We start from the raw sequence: 14,603 nt of genomic DNA on the forward strand, positions 1-14,603 counted from the left end.
TTGAATGTCTGATCTGATGAAGGGCAAACGCGGCCTGATCATGGGCGTTGCCAACGACCACTCCATTGCCTGGGGTATTGCCAAGACGCTCGCCGATCATGGTGCCGAACTTGCCTTCACCTATCAGGGAGAGGCTTTCGGCCGCCGTACCAAGCCGCTGGCGGATTCCGTCGGTTCCAAGATTCTTGTGCCGTGCGACGTGGAAGACATTGCATCGGTCGACAGCGTGTTCGACACGTTGAAGGAAGAGTGGGGCAGCATCGACTTCCTGGTGCATGCGATCGCCTTTTCCGACAAGACGGAACTGCGCGGGAAATACGCCGACACCACGCGGGAGAATTTCTCCCGCACCATGCTGATCTCCTGTTTCTCCTTCACCGAGATCGCCAAGCGGGCTGCCGCTCTGATGACCAATGGCGGTTCCATGGTGACGCTGACCTATGGTGGTTCCACCAAGGTCATGCCGAACTACAACGTGATGGGCGTTGCCAAGGCTGCTCTGGAATCTTCCGTCCGTTACCTTGCGGTGGACTACGGTGAGCAGAACATCCGCGTGAACGCGATTTCCGCGGGCCCGGTTCGGACCCTAGCAGGATCCGGCGTTTCCGACGCCCGCCTGATGTTCAACTTCCAGAAGCGCAATTCTCCGCTCTGCCGGACCGTTTCCCTGGACGAAATCGGCGGAACCGGCCTCTATCTCCTGTCGGATCTTTCCGGTGGCGTGACCGGCGAAGTGCACTTTGTCGACAGTGGCTACAACATCATGTCGATGCCGCGTCTGGAAGAGCTCAAGGTTCAGGAAGTTCAGGCCGACTGAGGCCTGTACAACAATCCAAACATGCAAAAGGCGGCCGGATGGCCGCCTTTTTTGTTCCGTTTTCCTCATCCTGAGGAGGGCCGAAGGCTCGTCTCGAAGGATGGGCGGCAAACTCCCGAGCAAGTGACCCAACCTTCGAGACAGCGCTCACGCGCTTCCTCAGGATGAGGGATCAGGAAACCCAGGCAATCGAGGGAAGAGGACGTCAGTCTCCGATCAGCTCATCCGGATAGACACCGAACAGGCGGGTCTGATCCAGCCAGCCGTCATAATTCTCGCCGTTGACCCGGCACCAGCCACCGGCACATTCGGAAACCGTCGTCAGCACGAAGGGATCCAGTTCGGCAACGATATCGGCGTCGGAGCGGGAGCGGGAGCGCAGCGGTGTGCGGTCGCTTTTTTCCCATGGGGTGACGAGAGCCGTGCGGCGGCTGGACAGCAGCGAGCGGAACACCCAGCCCTGCTTGCCTTCCCAATCGCGAATGCGGCGCCAGTTCTCGAATTCACCGACGATTTCCACGGGCAGACCGGACTGCACGAAGGTCCACGCGATATCATGTTCACGCGAAGGCCCGATGCGCACATTGACCCGATCGGACTTCAGACTGACAAATCTCGGCACCGGCAGGCCGCTGGCGCCGGTCGTGGTGCCCTGGGCGTGCGAAGCGACCGAAGTTGCGAGCAGACCGCACAGCAATGTCATCACAGTGAGGAAGATCCGGGTAGCCTGGAACGAGCGAGCCATATTGTCCGGTTGTCCAATTGTTATTGATCTTTGATTTGAGGCAAATCTCTACCGAAAAATTTGCGCGAAAACCAGCTTGGTCGTTTTGGCCGGTTGGCGATCCGCGGCGATTGAAACCGATCCCTTGTTTCTGCTGGACCATCTGGTAAGGAAAAGGGGTGGTCTCATCCGCTCGCGCAACGCGCAGCGTCAAAGTGGTACCGTTGAGGTTAACAAGTCCTCAACGAAGCGCGAAAGGCAATTGGTATGGCGAAAAAGAAGCCTGTCGTTGTGGTGACCCGGAAGCTTCCGGACGTGGTCGAAACACGGATGCGTGAGCTTTTCGAGACGCGTCTCAATGATAATGACAGGCCCTTCAGCCAGGCGGAACTGGTGGAAGCGGTGCGAACCGCCGATGTTCTGGTGCCGACCGTTACCGACCGGATCGACTCATCCGTCCTCTCGCAGGCTGGTGAAAACCTGAAGCTCATCGCAAACTTCGGTAATGGTGTCGACAACATCGATGTCGTGAGTGCCAACAACCGGGGAATCAATGTCACCAACACGCCGGGCGTGCTGACCGAAGACACCGCGGACATGACCATGGCGCTGATCCTGGCCGTGCCGCGTCGACTTGCCACAGGCATCAAGGCGTTGGAAGCCGGCGACTGGGCCGGCTGGTCGCCGACCTGGATGCTTGGCCACCGGATCTGGGGAAAACGCCTGGGTATCATCGGCATGGGCCGCATTGGCCAGGCCGTTGCGCGCCGTGCCAAGGCCTTCGGCATGTCGATCCACTATCACAACCGCCGCCGCCTTGCCGAAGGTGTCGAGGAAGAGCTTGAGGCAACCTACTGGGACAGCCTTGACCAGATGCTGGCGCGCATGGATGTCGTCTCCATTCACTGCCCGCACACGCCGGGAACCTTCCACCTTCTGTCCGCCCGCCGCCTGAAGCTTCTGAAAAAGGATGCCTATGTGGTGAACACCGCCCGTGGCGAGGTGATTGACGAAAACGCCCTGATCCGGATGCTCGAGAGCGGTGAGCTTGCCGGCGCCGGCCTGGACGTGTTCGAGCACGAACCCGCGGTCAATCCGAAGCTGGCCAAGCTGGAAAGCGTTCTGCTGCTGCCGCACATGGGGTCGGCCACCATCGAGGGCCGTATCGAAATGGGCGAGAAGGTCATCATCAACATCAAGACCTTCATGGACGGACACCGCCCGCCGGATCGTGTTTTGCCGTCGATGCTTTGACCCGTTTGCGAGTCTCATGTCTTGGCTGATCGTTTCATCGGCAGCGCGGTTGTCGTGCCGGCCAGTCTCGACTGGCTGAGGGCGACCGAAACCGGCCGTATCTGGCTCGACAAGCTGCCTGTGCTGCTTGAAACCGCGTGCGAACACTTCGGGCTTTCAGACCCAGGGAGCCCGTTTTCTGGCGGTAATGTATCTCTCGTCGTTCCGGCAAGGCACGACGGTGAGGATGTTGTCCTCAAACTGCAGTTTCCCGATCACGAATGCCGCCACGAAGCCGAGGCACTGGCGCGCTGGAACGGCAAGGGTGCTGTTCGGCTATTGAAGCATGCTCCCGAACTAGGCGCACTGCTGCTGGAGCGCTGCAGGCCGGGGCAGTTTCTGGCCGACGACACCGAAACGGACCGGATTGGCGTTGTTGCAGGGTTGCTGCGTCTCCTGACGATCCCTGCCGGTGACCCGTTTACCCGCCTCAGCGATGAAGCCGCACGGTGGCGGGATAGCCTCGACCATAACTGGATGGCTGCCGGGAAGCCTTGCGAGCAACATCTCGTGGACGCTGCGCGCAAGGCCTTGCAGGACCTTTGTCGTGAGAAAGAGACGGAAGAGGTCCTGCTGCACCAGGACCTGCACGGACACAACATTCTGTCCTCTGAAAGAGATGCCTGGCTTGCCATCGACCCGAAGCCTCTCGCCGGCGATCCTGCCTTTGCGCTTAGCCCGATCGTCAGGAGCTTCGAATTCGGGCATTCGAAAGCCGAAGCGCGTTACCGGCTGGACCGACTGTCGGAAGAACTGGAGCTTGACCGGGAGCGGGCAAGATATTGGACCATCGGCCAGACCATGGCCTGGGCATTCGGCAGCAGCTATGCCGAGCGGCACTTTGAAACGGTGCGCTGGTTGCTGGCAGACAATTGATCCATGAAATCCGATTAAGAGGTCTTTCGAGCCTCAGCCGTTGTATTTTGACCAGATCGCGCTGTCGCCCATGCCTTCGATGAAGGCCTTGTGGGCTTCAAGTTCGCTGTCCTGCAACAGGCGCTGCAACGGCGAGGGACGTTGGCGGGCGTTAAAGGTGCCGAGTTCGCCAGGTTCGAAGCTGGAACCTGCCGAAGAGGTTTCTTCTTCGTCCGTAATCAGGCCAAGGGCCGTCTGGCGGCCGCCGATAAGCTCCAGATAGACTTCAGCCAGGATTTCCGCATCGAGAAGAGCGCCGTGCTTGATACGCTTGGAGTTGTCGATGCCATAGCGAGAGCATAGCGCATCCAGTGAATTCGGCCCCGATGGGTGCTTGCGGCGGGCGAGATCCAGCGTATCGAGCACCTGGGTGTTCGGAATTATGCGCCGTCCGGCCCGTTCCAGCTCCATGTTGATGAAGCCCATGTCGAAAGCCGCGTTGTGGATCACCAGCGTGGCATCACCAACGAACTCCAGAAACTCATCCGCAACGTGCTCGAACAAGGGCTTGTCGGACAGGAATTCCGCCGACAGGCCATGAACCCGGAAAGCTTCTTCCGGCATGTCGCGCAGCGGGTTGATGTAGACGTGATAGGAATTGCCCGTCGCGATGTGATTGATCAACTCAACACCGCCGATTTCCACCAGCCGGTCACCTCCGCGCGGGTTCAGGCCTGTTGTTTCCGTATCGAACGAGATCTCGCGCATTTTTCCGCCTTTTGCCTATGGATTCACTGTGCAGCTTGCAGGGTGAGTGGCAAGAGTTGCGCGCGGTTTTCCCCGGTGTTCTGGCGTTTTGTTGTTCTGGGGTTTTTCGGTTCTGGGGTTTGATCCCGATGCCCCAGCGCCCGTTCCGTCCAACACTTCATTCAGAGGAGCCCGGCATTGCCGGGTGTCTCGAAGGATGGGTCACTGGTTTTGGAGTATGCCGCCCATCCTTCGAGACGGGCCTTACAGGCCCTCCTCAGGATAAGGGCGAAGTTGAAAAGACCTTCAGGTGCAAGAGGAGATCAGAGAGACGTCAACCGGCCGCGGCAAGTGCTTTCAGGATCGCTCTCACCTGCCGCTCCGCCGCTTCCATGCCCCGGCCGGTATCGACCAGGAAATGCGCGCGGCGGCGTTTTTCTGCGTCAGGCATCTGCTTGGCGAGGATCGCCTCGAACCTGTCTTCGCTCATGCCCGGCCGGGCGAGGACACGGTCTCGCTGAACGTCTGCATCGGCGGTGACAACAACGACGACATCCACGCGGGCCTCACCGCCGGTTTCGAACAGCAACGGGATATCCAGCATGACGATGCGCCGATGGTCCGCGCGGGCACGCTTCAGAAAGAGCTGCTCTTCCTCACGCACCAGGGGGTGAACGATGGCTTCGAGCTTTTTCATGGCCTCGGGCTTGCCGAGCACATGCGGGGAGAGCAGCGTACGGTCGACCTTGCCGTCCGACACCGTGCCGGGAAACGCCGCCTCGATCAGCGGCGCAGCCCGGCCCGAATAGAGCGCGTGGACCGTGGCATCGGCATCGTGCACGGGAATACCTTCAGCAGCGAACATTTTTGCCGTTGTCGATTTGCCCATGCCGATGGAGCCGGTGAGGCCGATCCGGATCACGCGGTTACTCCAAGGTCTTCGAGTATGAGGTTGCGCAGGGTGTCGTCCACTTCCGGCCGAACCCCGAACCAGCGCTCGAACGCCGGTACGGCCTGATGCAGCAGCATGCCAAGGCCGTCCACAGTCCGATTGCCCCGAGCCTTCGCGCTGCGCAGCAGGTCGGTTTCCAGTGGTGCATAGACTGCGTCAGTGACGATTGCCGTCTTCGGCAAGGGTGACAGGTCGATTTCCAGTGGCGCCTTTCCGGCCATGCCGAGCGAAGTGGTGTTCACCAGAAGATCGGCTTCTTCAAGCACTGTCCCCAGGTTGTCCCATTCGTGAGCAATCGTTCCGGAACCAAACATATCCGCAATGGCTTTTGCTTTTTCGAATGTCCGGTTGACGATATGCACTCTTGTGAATCTCCGTGAGAGCAATGCCCACACCACGGCGCGTGCGGCTCCGCCTGCCCCCAGGACCACGGCAGATTCACGTGAAACGTCCCACCCGGGGGCGAGCTGATCAAGATTGCCGAGAAAGCCGAGACCATCCGTATTGGCCCCGCACAGCCGGCCGCTGTCGTCCAGCCAGATCGTGTTGGCAGCCCCCATGGATTTTGCTGCGTCGTCCAGCCAGTCGCAGGCCGCGGCAGCCACTTCCTTGTTCGGAACAGTGACATTGGCACCGGACAGACCCGCGTCGGCAAAATTCCGGTAGAAGTCCTCGGCTGTTTCCGGCGGAACATCGACCCGGCCATATTCTCCGGCGATGCCATGCTTCTTCAACCAGTATCCATGCACCAGCGGAGAGCGGGAATGTGTGACCGGATGACCTGTGATGGCCGCTTTTTTCACGGATCCGCTCATGTTTCGATCACCTTCAGGCTGCGCAGCTCTGCCAGAAGAGGCAAAAGGGGCAGGCCAAGAATGGTGAAATAGTCGCCATCTATCTTTTCAAAAAGCTGCACGCCGAGACTTTCCAGCTGATAGGCGCCGACGCTGGAAAGCACGTCCTCACCGGCCGCAGCCAGATAGTGGCCAATGAAGGCCGGGCTCAGTTCGCGCATGGTCAGGCGTGCCGTAGAAACGTGGCGCCAGATTGCTTCGCCATCCTTCGAAATCACGACGGCGGAATGCAGTTCGTGGGTCTTGCCGGAAAAGGCGAGCAGTTGCCGGCGCGCAGCTTCCATGTCCTCCGGTTTTGTGCGTCTTTCACCTTCGAACGCCAGAATCTGATCGGCACCGATGACAAGGTCACCTGCGCGGCGGTCACTGACGTCATTCGCCTTGGCTTCCGCCAGAACGCTTGCCAGGTCCTCCGGAGGAAAGCCTGCTTCCAGGAGCGGGGCTTCGACAACACGCTCGTCGACATCGGCCGGGTCGACCTCGATGTCGAGCCCGGCGTTTTTCAGAAGATCAGCGCGGATCCTGCTTCCGCTTGCCAAGACAACTGCCATTTCCATCCCTTTTGTTGGTTATCCGGCGCGCCCGGTTTCTCCTCCGCCTTCCTGCCCTGATTTGAATTCCTTGAAAAGGGTCAGGATCTCCGCAGCTGTCTCCTCGACAGAACGACGCGTAACGTCAATCAACGGCCAGCCATGTTCCGTGCAGAGCCTGCGGGTCATGTTGATCTCCTGGGAGATCTCCTTCCGGTCGACATACGTGTCGTTATAGCCTTCCGAATTCAAAGACAGCACACGGTTGCGGCGGATTTGCTGGATGCGTTCGGCAGAAGCGATCAGACCGACAATCATCGGCTGCTTGAGTTTCTTCACATGTTCGGGCAGGGCGATGCCCGGGACCAGCGGCACGTTTGCTGCCTTGATGCCCCGGTTGGCCAGATAGATGCAGGTTGGCGTCTTGGATGTGCGCGAAATGCCGATCAGCACGATATCGGCGGATTCCAGATCGTCCCAGATCTGACCGTCATCATGCAACATGGTGTAGTTGAGCGCTTCCATCCGGCGAAAATATTCCGCATCCAGTTCATGCTGTCCGCCGACACGGTGGGTTTGGGTGACATTGAGATAAGACTGGAAGACCGCGAAGACCGGATCCAGGATATTGACGAAGGGCACTCCCAGCTCGCGGCATTTCAGTTCCAGCCGGCCGGCGATTTCCACATCGACCAGGGTATAGAGGACGATGCCGGGTGCCTTTTCGATTTCAGTGATTACCCGGTCGAGCTGCTTCTGGGAGCGCACCAGCGGATAGACATGCTCGATTTCCTGCACGTTCTCGTACTGGACCGTTGCCGCACGGGCCACTGTCATCAGCGTTTCGCCGGTGGAGTCGGACACGAGATGGAGATGGAAGTAGTGTCTCGACTTGTTCACGTTGTCATCCCCAGGCCTGTTGATGATTTGGGTAAGATGTCTGTCACCCAGTGCCTAGCACGAAGTTTATGCCCGCTCAGCCGAATTTATTAACAATGCTTAAACGAGCGGAAACTGATGCCGAAACGGTTGTGCATGGATGTGGATTCACAAAGGCGCTGTGACATATCGACAGATTGTCCACTGCCGCCCAATTCCTTAACGAAACGTAAACAAGCGGACAAGTGATTGTAATTCAATTCGTAATCCTGTTATCGACTCCTGGGGAGGAAATCTGCTTAACAAGTAGCGGATTTTTTCCCGCCGAGAAAATCGGGCTGATGGATTGTGGATAGAAAATGATCCCGGTAATCCACGCACAAATAGAAAAAACAGATTCAAAATAAGAATCTTTATTGATTTGAAATGTGGGAAAGGCGACCTCATGATATCCCAAGACAAGTCCGTGATGCGGGTACTCTCCGGAGAAAAGCTCTGGCCGCCTCCCATCTGGATGATGCGTCAGGCCGGACGCTATCTTCCCGAATATCGCGAAGTGCGTTCGAAGGCGGCAAACTTTCTGGAGTTCTGCTATTCGCCCGACCTTGCAACAGAGGTCACGCTCCAGCCGATCCGCCGGTATGGTTTTGATGCAAGCATTCTGTTTTCCGACATCTTTGTCGTACCGGACGCCATCGGGTACCCGGTTCGTTTTGAAGAAGGACGTGGTCCTGTTCTGGAACCGCTGTCTGCCGATCTTCTGGATCGTCTGGAACAGGATCGTGCCGAGGATCATCTCAAACCGGTCATAGAGACGGTTTCACGCCTGCGGGCGGAGCTGCCAGAGGAAACGACACTGCTGGGCTTCTGTGGCGCTCCCTGGACGGTTGCCTGCTACTCCGTTGCCGGTCACACCACCCAGGACCAGGTTGCCGCCCGTGTGGGCGCCTATCGCGATCCTGACCTGATGCAGCGTTTCATCGATCAGCTCGTCACGGCCTCGATCCGCTATCTCATCCGACAGCTGGATGCGGGCGCGGATGCGGTCCAGATTTTCGATACCTGGGCGGGTGTTCTGGATGAAGCCGGTTTCAAGCGCTGGTCGATCGAACCGACACGCCGGATCGTTGACGGTGTTCGGGCGGTGCGGCCGGATGCAAAGATCATCGGTTTCCCGAAAGCTTCCTCGGCTCGGATGATGGCATTCGTGGAAGGTACGGGTGTGGATGCGGTCGGTTTCGACTGGACGGCTCCGGACCAGGTTGCGCTCGACATTCAGAAGAAGGTCCCGATCCAGGGCAATCTGGATCCGATGCGGCTGGTGGCCGGCGGCAAGGCGCTGGAAGAGGGCGTAGCCCATATCCTGAACACCTTCGACAAGGGTCCGCTGGTCTTCAACCTGGGGCATGGTGTGACGCCGGACGCGGATCCGGAAAACGTTGCCCGCATGGTCGAGCTGGTCAGGAAGGGATAAGCGCATGGATCTCTTTCTCTGGATCAAGGCGCTCCACGTCATCTCGATCATCGCGTGGATGGCCGGCATGCTCTATCTGCCGCGGCTGTTCGTCTACCATGCGGCCACGGAAATCGGGTCGGAACAGTCCGAGACATTCAAGATCATGGAACGGCGGCTGCTCAAGGCCATCATCAACCCGGCCATGATCGCCTCCTGGGTGTTTGGCCTGTGGCTCGCCTGGGAACTCCAGGCCTGGCAGGACGGGTGGTTCCACGCCAAGTTCACGTTTGTCCTGATCATGTCCGGTGTTCACGGCCATCTCAGCAGCTGTGTGAAGAAATTCGCCCGCGACGAGAACAAAAAGTCGCAGCGTTACTACCGGATACTCAACGAAGTTCCGACTGTCCTGATGATCGGGATCGTCATCTTCGTCATCGTCAAACCGTTTTAAGCGGCACGAAACAGGCAATAGAGACAGCCGCAGACATGCGGCCGTCATTTTCACCTTTCGAATTCTAAGTGTGGCCTAAAAAACCGGCAGAATTCCGGGCTTGCGCTTTATTGCAAATCAACGTATCTTTCGCGCATCTTCATACGGCACAGTGTTCGTTTTCAATCGCTCCGCAGTCGCCGTACAATCTGGACACGCCTAAAAGTCTCTCAGATATCTTCTGGCCGACCCATCCATCCGGCGCAGAACGACCTTTCCAAACCTAAATCCATAACAACACAAAAAAAGACCCCAACTCGATGCGGGAAATGAAACTCAAAGACCTAAAAGAAAAAACACCGACAGAGCTGCTCCAGACTGCTGAGGAGCTTGAAGTCGAAAACGCCAGCACCATGCGCAAGCAGGAGCTGATGTTCGCCATCCTGAAGAACCTAGCTGCTCAGGATGTGGAGATTATCGGCGAAGGCGTCGTTGAAGTCCTTCAGGACGGCTTCGGCTTTCTCCGGTCTCCGGATGCGAACTATCTGCCGGGCCCTGACGACATTTACGTCTCGCCCTCGCAGATCCGTCGCTTTTCGCTGCGGACAGGGGACACCGTTGAAGGCCAGATCCGCAGCCCCAAAGAGGGCGAACGGTATTTTGCCCTTCTCAAAGTCAACACCATCAATTTCGAGGATCCGGAAAAAGCCCGGCACAAGGTTCACTTCGACAACCTGACGCCGCTTTATCCGGATGAACGTTTCCGGATGGAGATCGAAGATCCGACTATCAAGGATCTCTCCTCCCGCGTTATCGACCTGGTAGCGCCTCTCGGCAAAGGCCAGCGTGCGCTGATCACCGCGCCGCCGCGCACAGGTAAAACGGTGTTCCTGCAGAACATCGCGAAGTCCATCACCACCAATCATCCGGAATGCTATCTGATCGTTCTTCTGATCGATGAACGTCCGGAAGAAGTGACCGACATGCAGCGCACGGTCGACGGCGAAGTGGTTTCCTCCACGTTCGACGAACCGGCCGCCCGCCACGTGCAGGTTGCCGAAATGGTGATCGAGAAGGCCAAGCGCCTGACCGAGCACGGCCGCGACGTCGTCATCCTGCTGGACTCCATCACGCGTCTGGGACGTGCGTACAACACCGTCGTTCCGTCTTCAGGCAAGGTCCTGACCGGTGGTGTCGACGCCAACGCCCTGCAGCGTCCGAAGCGCTTCTTCGGTGCGGCCCGTAACATTGAAGAGGGTGGCTCGCTGACGATCATCGCGACCGCACTGATCGATACCGGCAGCCGCATGGACGAAGTCATCTTCGAAGAGTTCAAGGGTACGGGTAACTCCGAAATCATTCTGGACCGCAAGATCTCCGACAAGCGTGTTTACCCGGCCATCGATATCCAGCGCTCCGGTACACGTAAGGAAGAGCTTCTGGTACCGGCCGAGCGTCTCAAGAAGACCTTTGTGCTGCGCCGGATCCTCAACCCGATGGGGACGGTGGATGCGATCGAATTCCTGCTCGACAAGCTGAAACAGACCAAGTCGAACGACGATTTCTTCGACAGCATGAACACTTGATCCCAAACGGATCCGGTTCTATTCAAAGGCGCGGCCCGCGAGGGTTCGCGCCTTTACTTTTTGTTAAGAATTAAAAACCCCGCCACCGTGTTTCACGTGAATCCTGCCTTTGTTGAATCGGACCCGTTCTGATGACTGACGCTTCGTTCCTGTTAGAGACTGACCGGCTCCTGCTTCGTCCATGGAAGGATGAAGACCTGGACCCATTTGCCAAACTCTGTGCCGACCCCGAGGTGATGAGATTTTTCCCTGAGGTGTTGACGCGGGAGAAATCCGACTTGCTGGTTGCGCGGTGTCGGGAAAAGACGGTGAAGGACGGTTTCAGCATGGCGCCGATTGAAATCAAGGAGACGGGAGAATTTCTCGGCTTCGTTGGTTTGAACGTGCCGTCCTATGCGGCACCCCTGCCGTTCGAGCCTTGTGTCGAAATCGGCTGGCGCCTGAAGCGGACTGCCTGGGGGAAGGGCTATGCAGGCGAGGCTGCTCGGGAGTGGCTTCGATTCGGTTTTGAAACCATCGGTCTTGAAGAGATCGTGGCTTTCACCATCCCGGACAATCTGCCGTCGCAAAGGGTCATGGAAAAGATCGGCATGACCCGCGATCTGGAGGGAGACTTTCTTCACCCCAGTCTTCCGGCAGATCATCCGATCGCAAAACATGTGCTTTATCGCCTTAAGAAGACGGACTGGATATCCGGCCCGAAGCAAGTCTGACTTCTGTTCCGGTGTGTCGATCAGATTCACGTGAAACAGACCTGCATCGCCTAAAGTTCAGACAATGAGAAACACCTTCAAGATTGAAACCGAACGGTTGGTGCTGCGCTGTTGGGCGGAAGCACATATTGACCCCTGTGTGCAACTTTGCGCAGACCCGGAGGTGATGAGGTACTTTCCCGACGTACTGACCCGTGATCGGGCCTTGAAGCTGATCGGCATGTTCCGGGACTGTTTTGAAAAGCACGGTGTTTTTTACGCACCGATTGAACTGAAGGCGTCAGGCGAGTTCATCGGCTTTGCCGGACTTGATGTGCACGATGAAGAGGCGCTGCCGATTGGTGGCTGTGTCGATATTGGTTGGAGGCTCAAGCGGTCAGCGTGGGGCCGGGGGTTTGCTAGCGAAGCTGCTCGCGCCTGGCTTCGATTCGGCTTTGAAACCATTGGCTACGAAGAGATTGTTGCCTTCACTGTTCCCGGCAATATTCCCTCGCAGAAGGTCATGACACGAATTGGCATGACGCAGGATGAGAGGGGTGACTTCGAGCACCCGAAGCTTCCAGAGGGACACGCCTTCAAGCGGCACCTGCTCTACAGGATGACGTATGACGATTGGCAGATGCGGACTGGGTGAGGGTTTATCCGAGCTGGAGATAAATCCGAGCAGAGATTCACGTGAAACAGAAACAGGGTCATGCCGGGGTCAGAATTTGTTTCACGTGAATCCGTCACGTTGAATCGGCTCCGATCCGACAGACGAAGTTTTCACCTGAGGTGAGTGTTTCTTTCTCACATTTCTTGCGGGCCACATTCGAACCCGATGTCACGCCTGATTGCAGTGGCTGGACCAGAGGACGACGGCGAAATCCCGGACGCGGTGTTTCACGTGAATCCCCTGTTTTGAATCGGCTCCGAACTCATCGCCTACTGTTGTGTTCAGGAGCTTAACCGCCTCCACTTACATCGTGTGACGACATGGGTGAAAGACCTCGATGTTCAGCTTACGGACAGATTGTGAGGCTGTGACGTAGTTTCGCCAAACGAAATGCAATTCCCTCATTCAGTGTGTTTCCGTCCTGGACCCGATTTGAAGGGGAAACAGGAACTGCCGGCGGCTGGGTACTCTCTGGCCGAAGCTGCGCGTGTGAGGCACAAGAACCGCGCCTGAGAGGAAAGCCGCTCCTGTCCAAGCCAGGTACTTTCTGACAATTGATTCACGTGAAACAGATTGCCGTATCGCCAGCAACTTCGATTCGGCGGCGGAATGGCGAGGCTTGTTCTTTTCCGCGGTGACGAGAGTTGATAAAGAGGCGGTCCACGACCCGACCACGAACCGGAAGACACCATGGCTGACACGATCTTTGCGCTCTCTAGCGGAGCTGTGCCTTCGGGCGTTGCGATGATCCGTGTGTCTGGTCCAGGTACCAGGGAGATCGTTGAGACACTGGCTGGCAAGGTGCCACAGCCGCGGAAGACGATGCTGGCCAAGCTCCGGGATCCGGAAACGAAGGACGTTCTCGACGAGGCCCTGGTACTCTACTTTGAAGGGCCTTCCAGCTTCACGGGAGAGGACGTTGCCGAGTTCCAATGCCATGGTGGACGTGCCGTGGTCTCAAGCCTTCTGTCCGTACTTTCCCGGTTTTCCAATTGCCGTCCGGCCGAGGCAGGGGAGTTCACGCGCCGCGCTTTCGATCGTGGCCGCATGGACCTGACGGAAGTTGAGGGCCTGGCAGATCTCATCGCCGCAGAGACCGAGAGCCAGCGCAAGCAGGCAGTCCGTCAGATGGGTGGAGCCCTCGGCAAGCTCTATGACGACTGGAGAAAGCGTCTCATCCATATGCGCGCAATGATCGAGGCAGACTTCGATTTCGCCGATGAAGAGGATGTTCCTGGCAGCGTTGCCGATGAAGTCTGGGCGGAAGCAACCCAGCTCCATGGTGAGATTGCAGATCATCTTGAGAAATCCCGCAGCGGCGAGCGTCTACGGTCCGGCTTGCAGGTGGTGCTGATGGGGGCGCCCAATGCCGGCAAGTCCAGTCTCCTGAATGCCATCGCAGGACGGGAGGTCGCCATCGTCACGGAAGAAGCCGGAACGACCCGGGACGTGATCGAGGTTCATCTGGATCTTTCAGGGTATCCCGTGACGCTAGTCGATACCGCCGGCCTCCGGAAGACGGAGGGTGTGGTTGAGAAGGAAGGCATACGCCGGGCGGAGGAACGGGGCCGGGGAGCGGATCTCATCCTGTGGGCGGTGGAGCCTGGTGGGGTGGAACAGGACGATGTCGTCGCCGGCCTTCCGGAAGACCTTCGCCGTAGCGTGCCTGTCTGGACCGTTCGAACGAAGGCTGATCTTGAGACTCTTCCGGAACAAGACTCTTCCGGAACGATCCAGGAAATTGCTTGTTCCAGCAAAAGCGCTGAAGGTATGAACCCGCTTTTTTCCCGGCTTACCCGTTTTGCCGAGGAAACGATATCTGTCGGCGAAGCACCACTGGCCACCCGGGAACGGCACCGTCACTATCTCAAGGATTGTCTGTCCGGCCTGAGAGCTGCCGTGGATATGGTGCACCTGCCGGCGGAATTGCGCGCGGAAGACCTTCGCCGGGCGGCAGATGCTCTCGGACGGATCACCGGGAGGATCGATGTCGAGGATTTGCTCGATGTGATCTTCCGGGATTTCTGTATCGGGAAATGACCTGTTTCACGTGAATCATCTCAGGTGAACTGCGGATCGATTCTCTACCGGAACATGTTTCACGTGAATCAT

The 14,603-nt window shown here is 57.8% G+C and carries 15 protein-coding genes; 9 read left to right on the forward strand and 6 right to left on the reverse strand.

Features of this window, described 5'->3' with window-relative positions; all coding sequences use genetic code 11:
• The first annotated feature begins 4 nt into the window (after positions 1-4).
• Positions 5-817 (forward strand): enoyl-ACP reductase FabI, encoded by an 813-nt coding sequence (fabI, locus tag FIV03_RS05955; protein WP_023002452.1) that lies wholly within the window; start codon positions 5-7, stop codon positions 815-817.
• 205 nt (positions 818-1,022) lie between these two features.
• On the opposite strand, the gene FIV03_RS05960 is transcribed toward fabI, so the two are convergent.
• Positions 1,023-1,520 carry an SH3 domain-containing protein gene (locus FIV03_RS05960; RefSeq protein WP_152511833.1) on the reverse strand — a complete coding sequence of 166 codons (498 nt, stop codon included), beginning with the start codon at positions 1,518-1,520 and terminating at the stop codon, positions 1,023-1,025.
• A 288-nt stretch (positions 1,521-1,808) separates the two neighbouring features.
• Here FIV03_RS05960 and FIV03_RS05965 point away from each other — a divergent pair, with 288 nt between their 5' ends.
• Both FIV03_RS05965 and FIV03_RS05970 read left to right on the forward strand, forming a co-directional pair.
• Positions 1,809-2,795, forward strand: coding sequence for a D-glycerate dehydrogenase (locus FIV03_RS05965; RefSeq protein WP_152508990.1), 987 nt, complete (start codon positions 1,809-1,811; stop codon positions 2,793-2,795).
• A 21-nt stretch (positions 2,796-2,816) separates the two neighbouring features.
• Complete coding sequence (locus FIV03_RS05970; RefSeq protein ID WP_152508991.1) at positions 2,817-3,710, forward strand: aminoglycoside phosphotransferase family protein; 894 nt, start codon at positions 2,817-2,819, stop codon at positions 3,708-3,710.
• A gap of 33 nt (positions 3,711-3,743) precedes the next feature.
• Here FIV03_RS05970 and dnaQ read toward each other — a convergent pair whose 3' ends face one another.
• From dnaQ to FIV03_RS05995, 5 genes are all read right to left on the reverse strand, one after another.
• The gene (gene dnaQ, locus FIV03_RS05975; RefSeq protein WP_152508992.1) at positions 3,744-4,457 is read right to left on the reverse strand and encodes a DNA polymerase III subunit epsilon; all 714 of its coding nucleotides are present in this window, start codon (positions 4,455-4,457) and stop codon (positions 3,744-3,746) included.
• A gap of 313 nt (positions 4,458-4,770) precedes the next feature.
• On the reverse strand, positions 4,771-5,358 hold the full coding sequence (coaE, locus tag FIV03_RS05980; protein WP_152508993.1) for a dephospho-CoA kinase: 588 nt from the start codon (positions 5,356-5,358) through the stop codon (positions 4,771-4,773).
• The gene (locus tag FIV03_RS05985) at positions 5,355-6,203 is read right to left on the reverse strand and encodes a shikimate dehydrogenase (protein ID WP_173013784.1); all 849 of its coding nucleotides are present in this window, start codon (positions 6,201-6,203) and stop codon (positions 5,355-5,357) included. The genes coaE and FIV03_RS05985 overlap by 4 nt, the downstream gene beginning before the upstream one ends.
• Positions 6,200-6,799, reverse strand: a complete 600-nt coding sequence (locus FIV03_RS05990; protein WP_152508994.1) for a Maf-like protein — start codon at positions 6,797-6,799, stop codon at positions 6,200-6,202. Before FIV03_RS05990 ends, FIV03_RS05985 begins: the two co-directional genes overlap by 4 nt.
• 12 nt (positions 6,800-6,811) lie before the next feature.
• Entirely contained in the window at positions 6,812-7,609 is a 798-nt protein-coding gene (locus FIV03_RS05995; protein ID WP_055660553.1) for a pyruvate, water dikinase regulatory protein, read from the reverse strand.
• A 487-nt stretch (positions 7,610-8,096) separates the two neighbouring features.
• On the opposite strand from FIV03_RS05995, the gene hemE reads away from it, so the two are divergent.
• The 6 genes from hemE to mnmE all read left to right on the forward strand — a co-directional run bounded on the left by hemE (position 8,097) and on the right by mnmE (position 14,531).
• A complete protein-coding gene (hemE, locus tag FIV03_RS06000; RefSeq protein WP_152508995.1) occupies positions 8,097-9,125 on the forward strand; it encodes a uroporphyrinogen decarboxylase in 1,029 nt (342 codons plus the stop codon).
• Positions 9,126-9,129: 4 nt separating this feature from the next.
• Positions 9,130-9,558, forward strand: a complete 429-nt coding sequence (gene hemJ / locus FIV03_RS06005) for a protoporphyrinogen oxidase HemJ (protein WP_152508996.1) — start codon at positions 9,130-9,132, stop codon at positions 9,556-9,558.
• 299 nt (positions 9,559-9,857) lie between these two features.
• Positions 9,858-11,123: a transcription termination factor Rho gene (gene rho / locus FIV03_RS06010; RefSeq protein WP_023002463.1), complete on the forward strand. Its 1,266-nt coding sequence runs from the start codon at positions 9,858-9,860 to the stop codon at positions 11,121-11,123.
• Positions 11,124-11,254: 131 nt separating this feature from the next.
• Positions 11,255-11,836 (forward strand): GNAT family N-acetyltransferase, encoded by a 582-nt coding sequence (locus FIV03_RS06015; protein WP_152508997.1) that lies wholly within the window; start codon positions 11,255-11,257, stop codon positions 11,834-11,836.
• Positions 11,837-11,900: 64 nt separating this feature from the next.
• Positions 11,901-12,470 carry a GNAT family N-acetyltransferase gene (locus tag FIV03_RS06020; protein ID WP_152508998.1) on the forward strand — a complete coding sequence of 190 codons (570 nt, stop codon included), beginning with the start codon at positions 11,901-11,903 and terminating at the stop codon, positions 12,468-12,470.
• Between the two features lie 711 nt (positions 12,471-13,181).
• Positions 13,182-14,531: a tRNA uridine-5-carboxymethylaminomethyl(34) synthesis GTPase MnmE gene (gene mnmE, locus FIV03_RS06025; RefSeq protein ID WP_152508999.1), complete on the forward strand. Its 1,350-nt coding sequence runs from the start codon at positions 13,182-13,184 to the stop codon at positions 14,529-14,531.
• Positions 14,532-14,603 lie beyond the last annotated feature (72 nt).

Origin of the sequence: Labrenzia sp. THAF187b (genome assembly GCF_009363375.1) — a bacterium.
GTDB classification, from domain to species: Bacteria; Pseudomonadota; Alphaproteobacteria; order Rhizobiales; family Stappiaceae; genus Roseibium; species Roseibium algicola.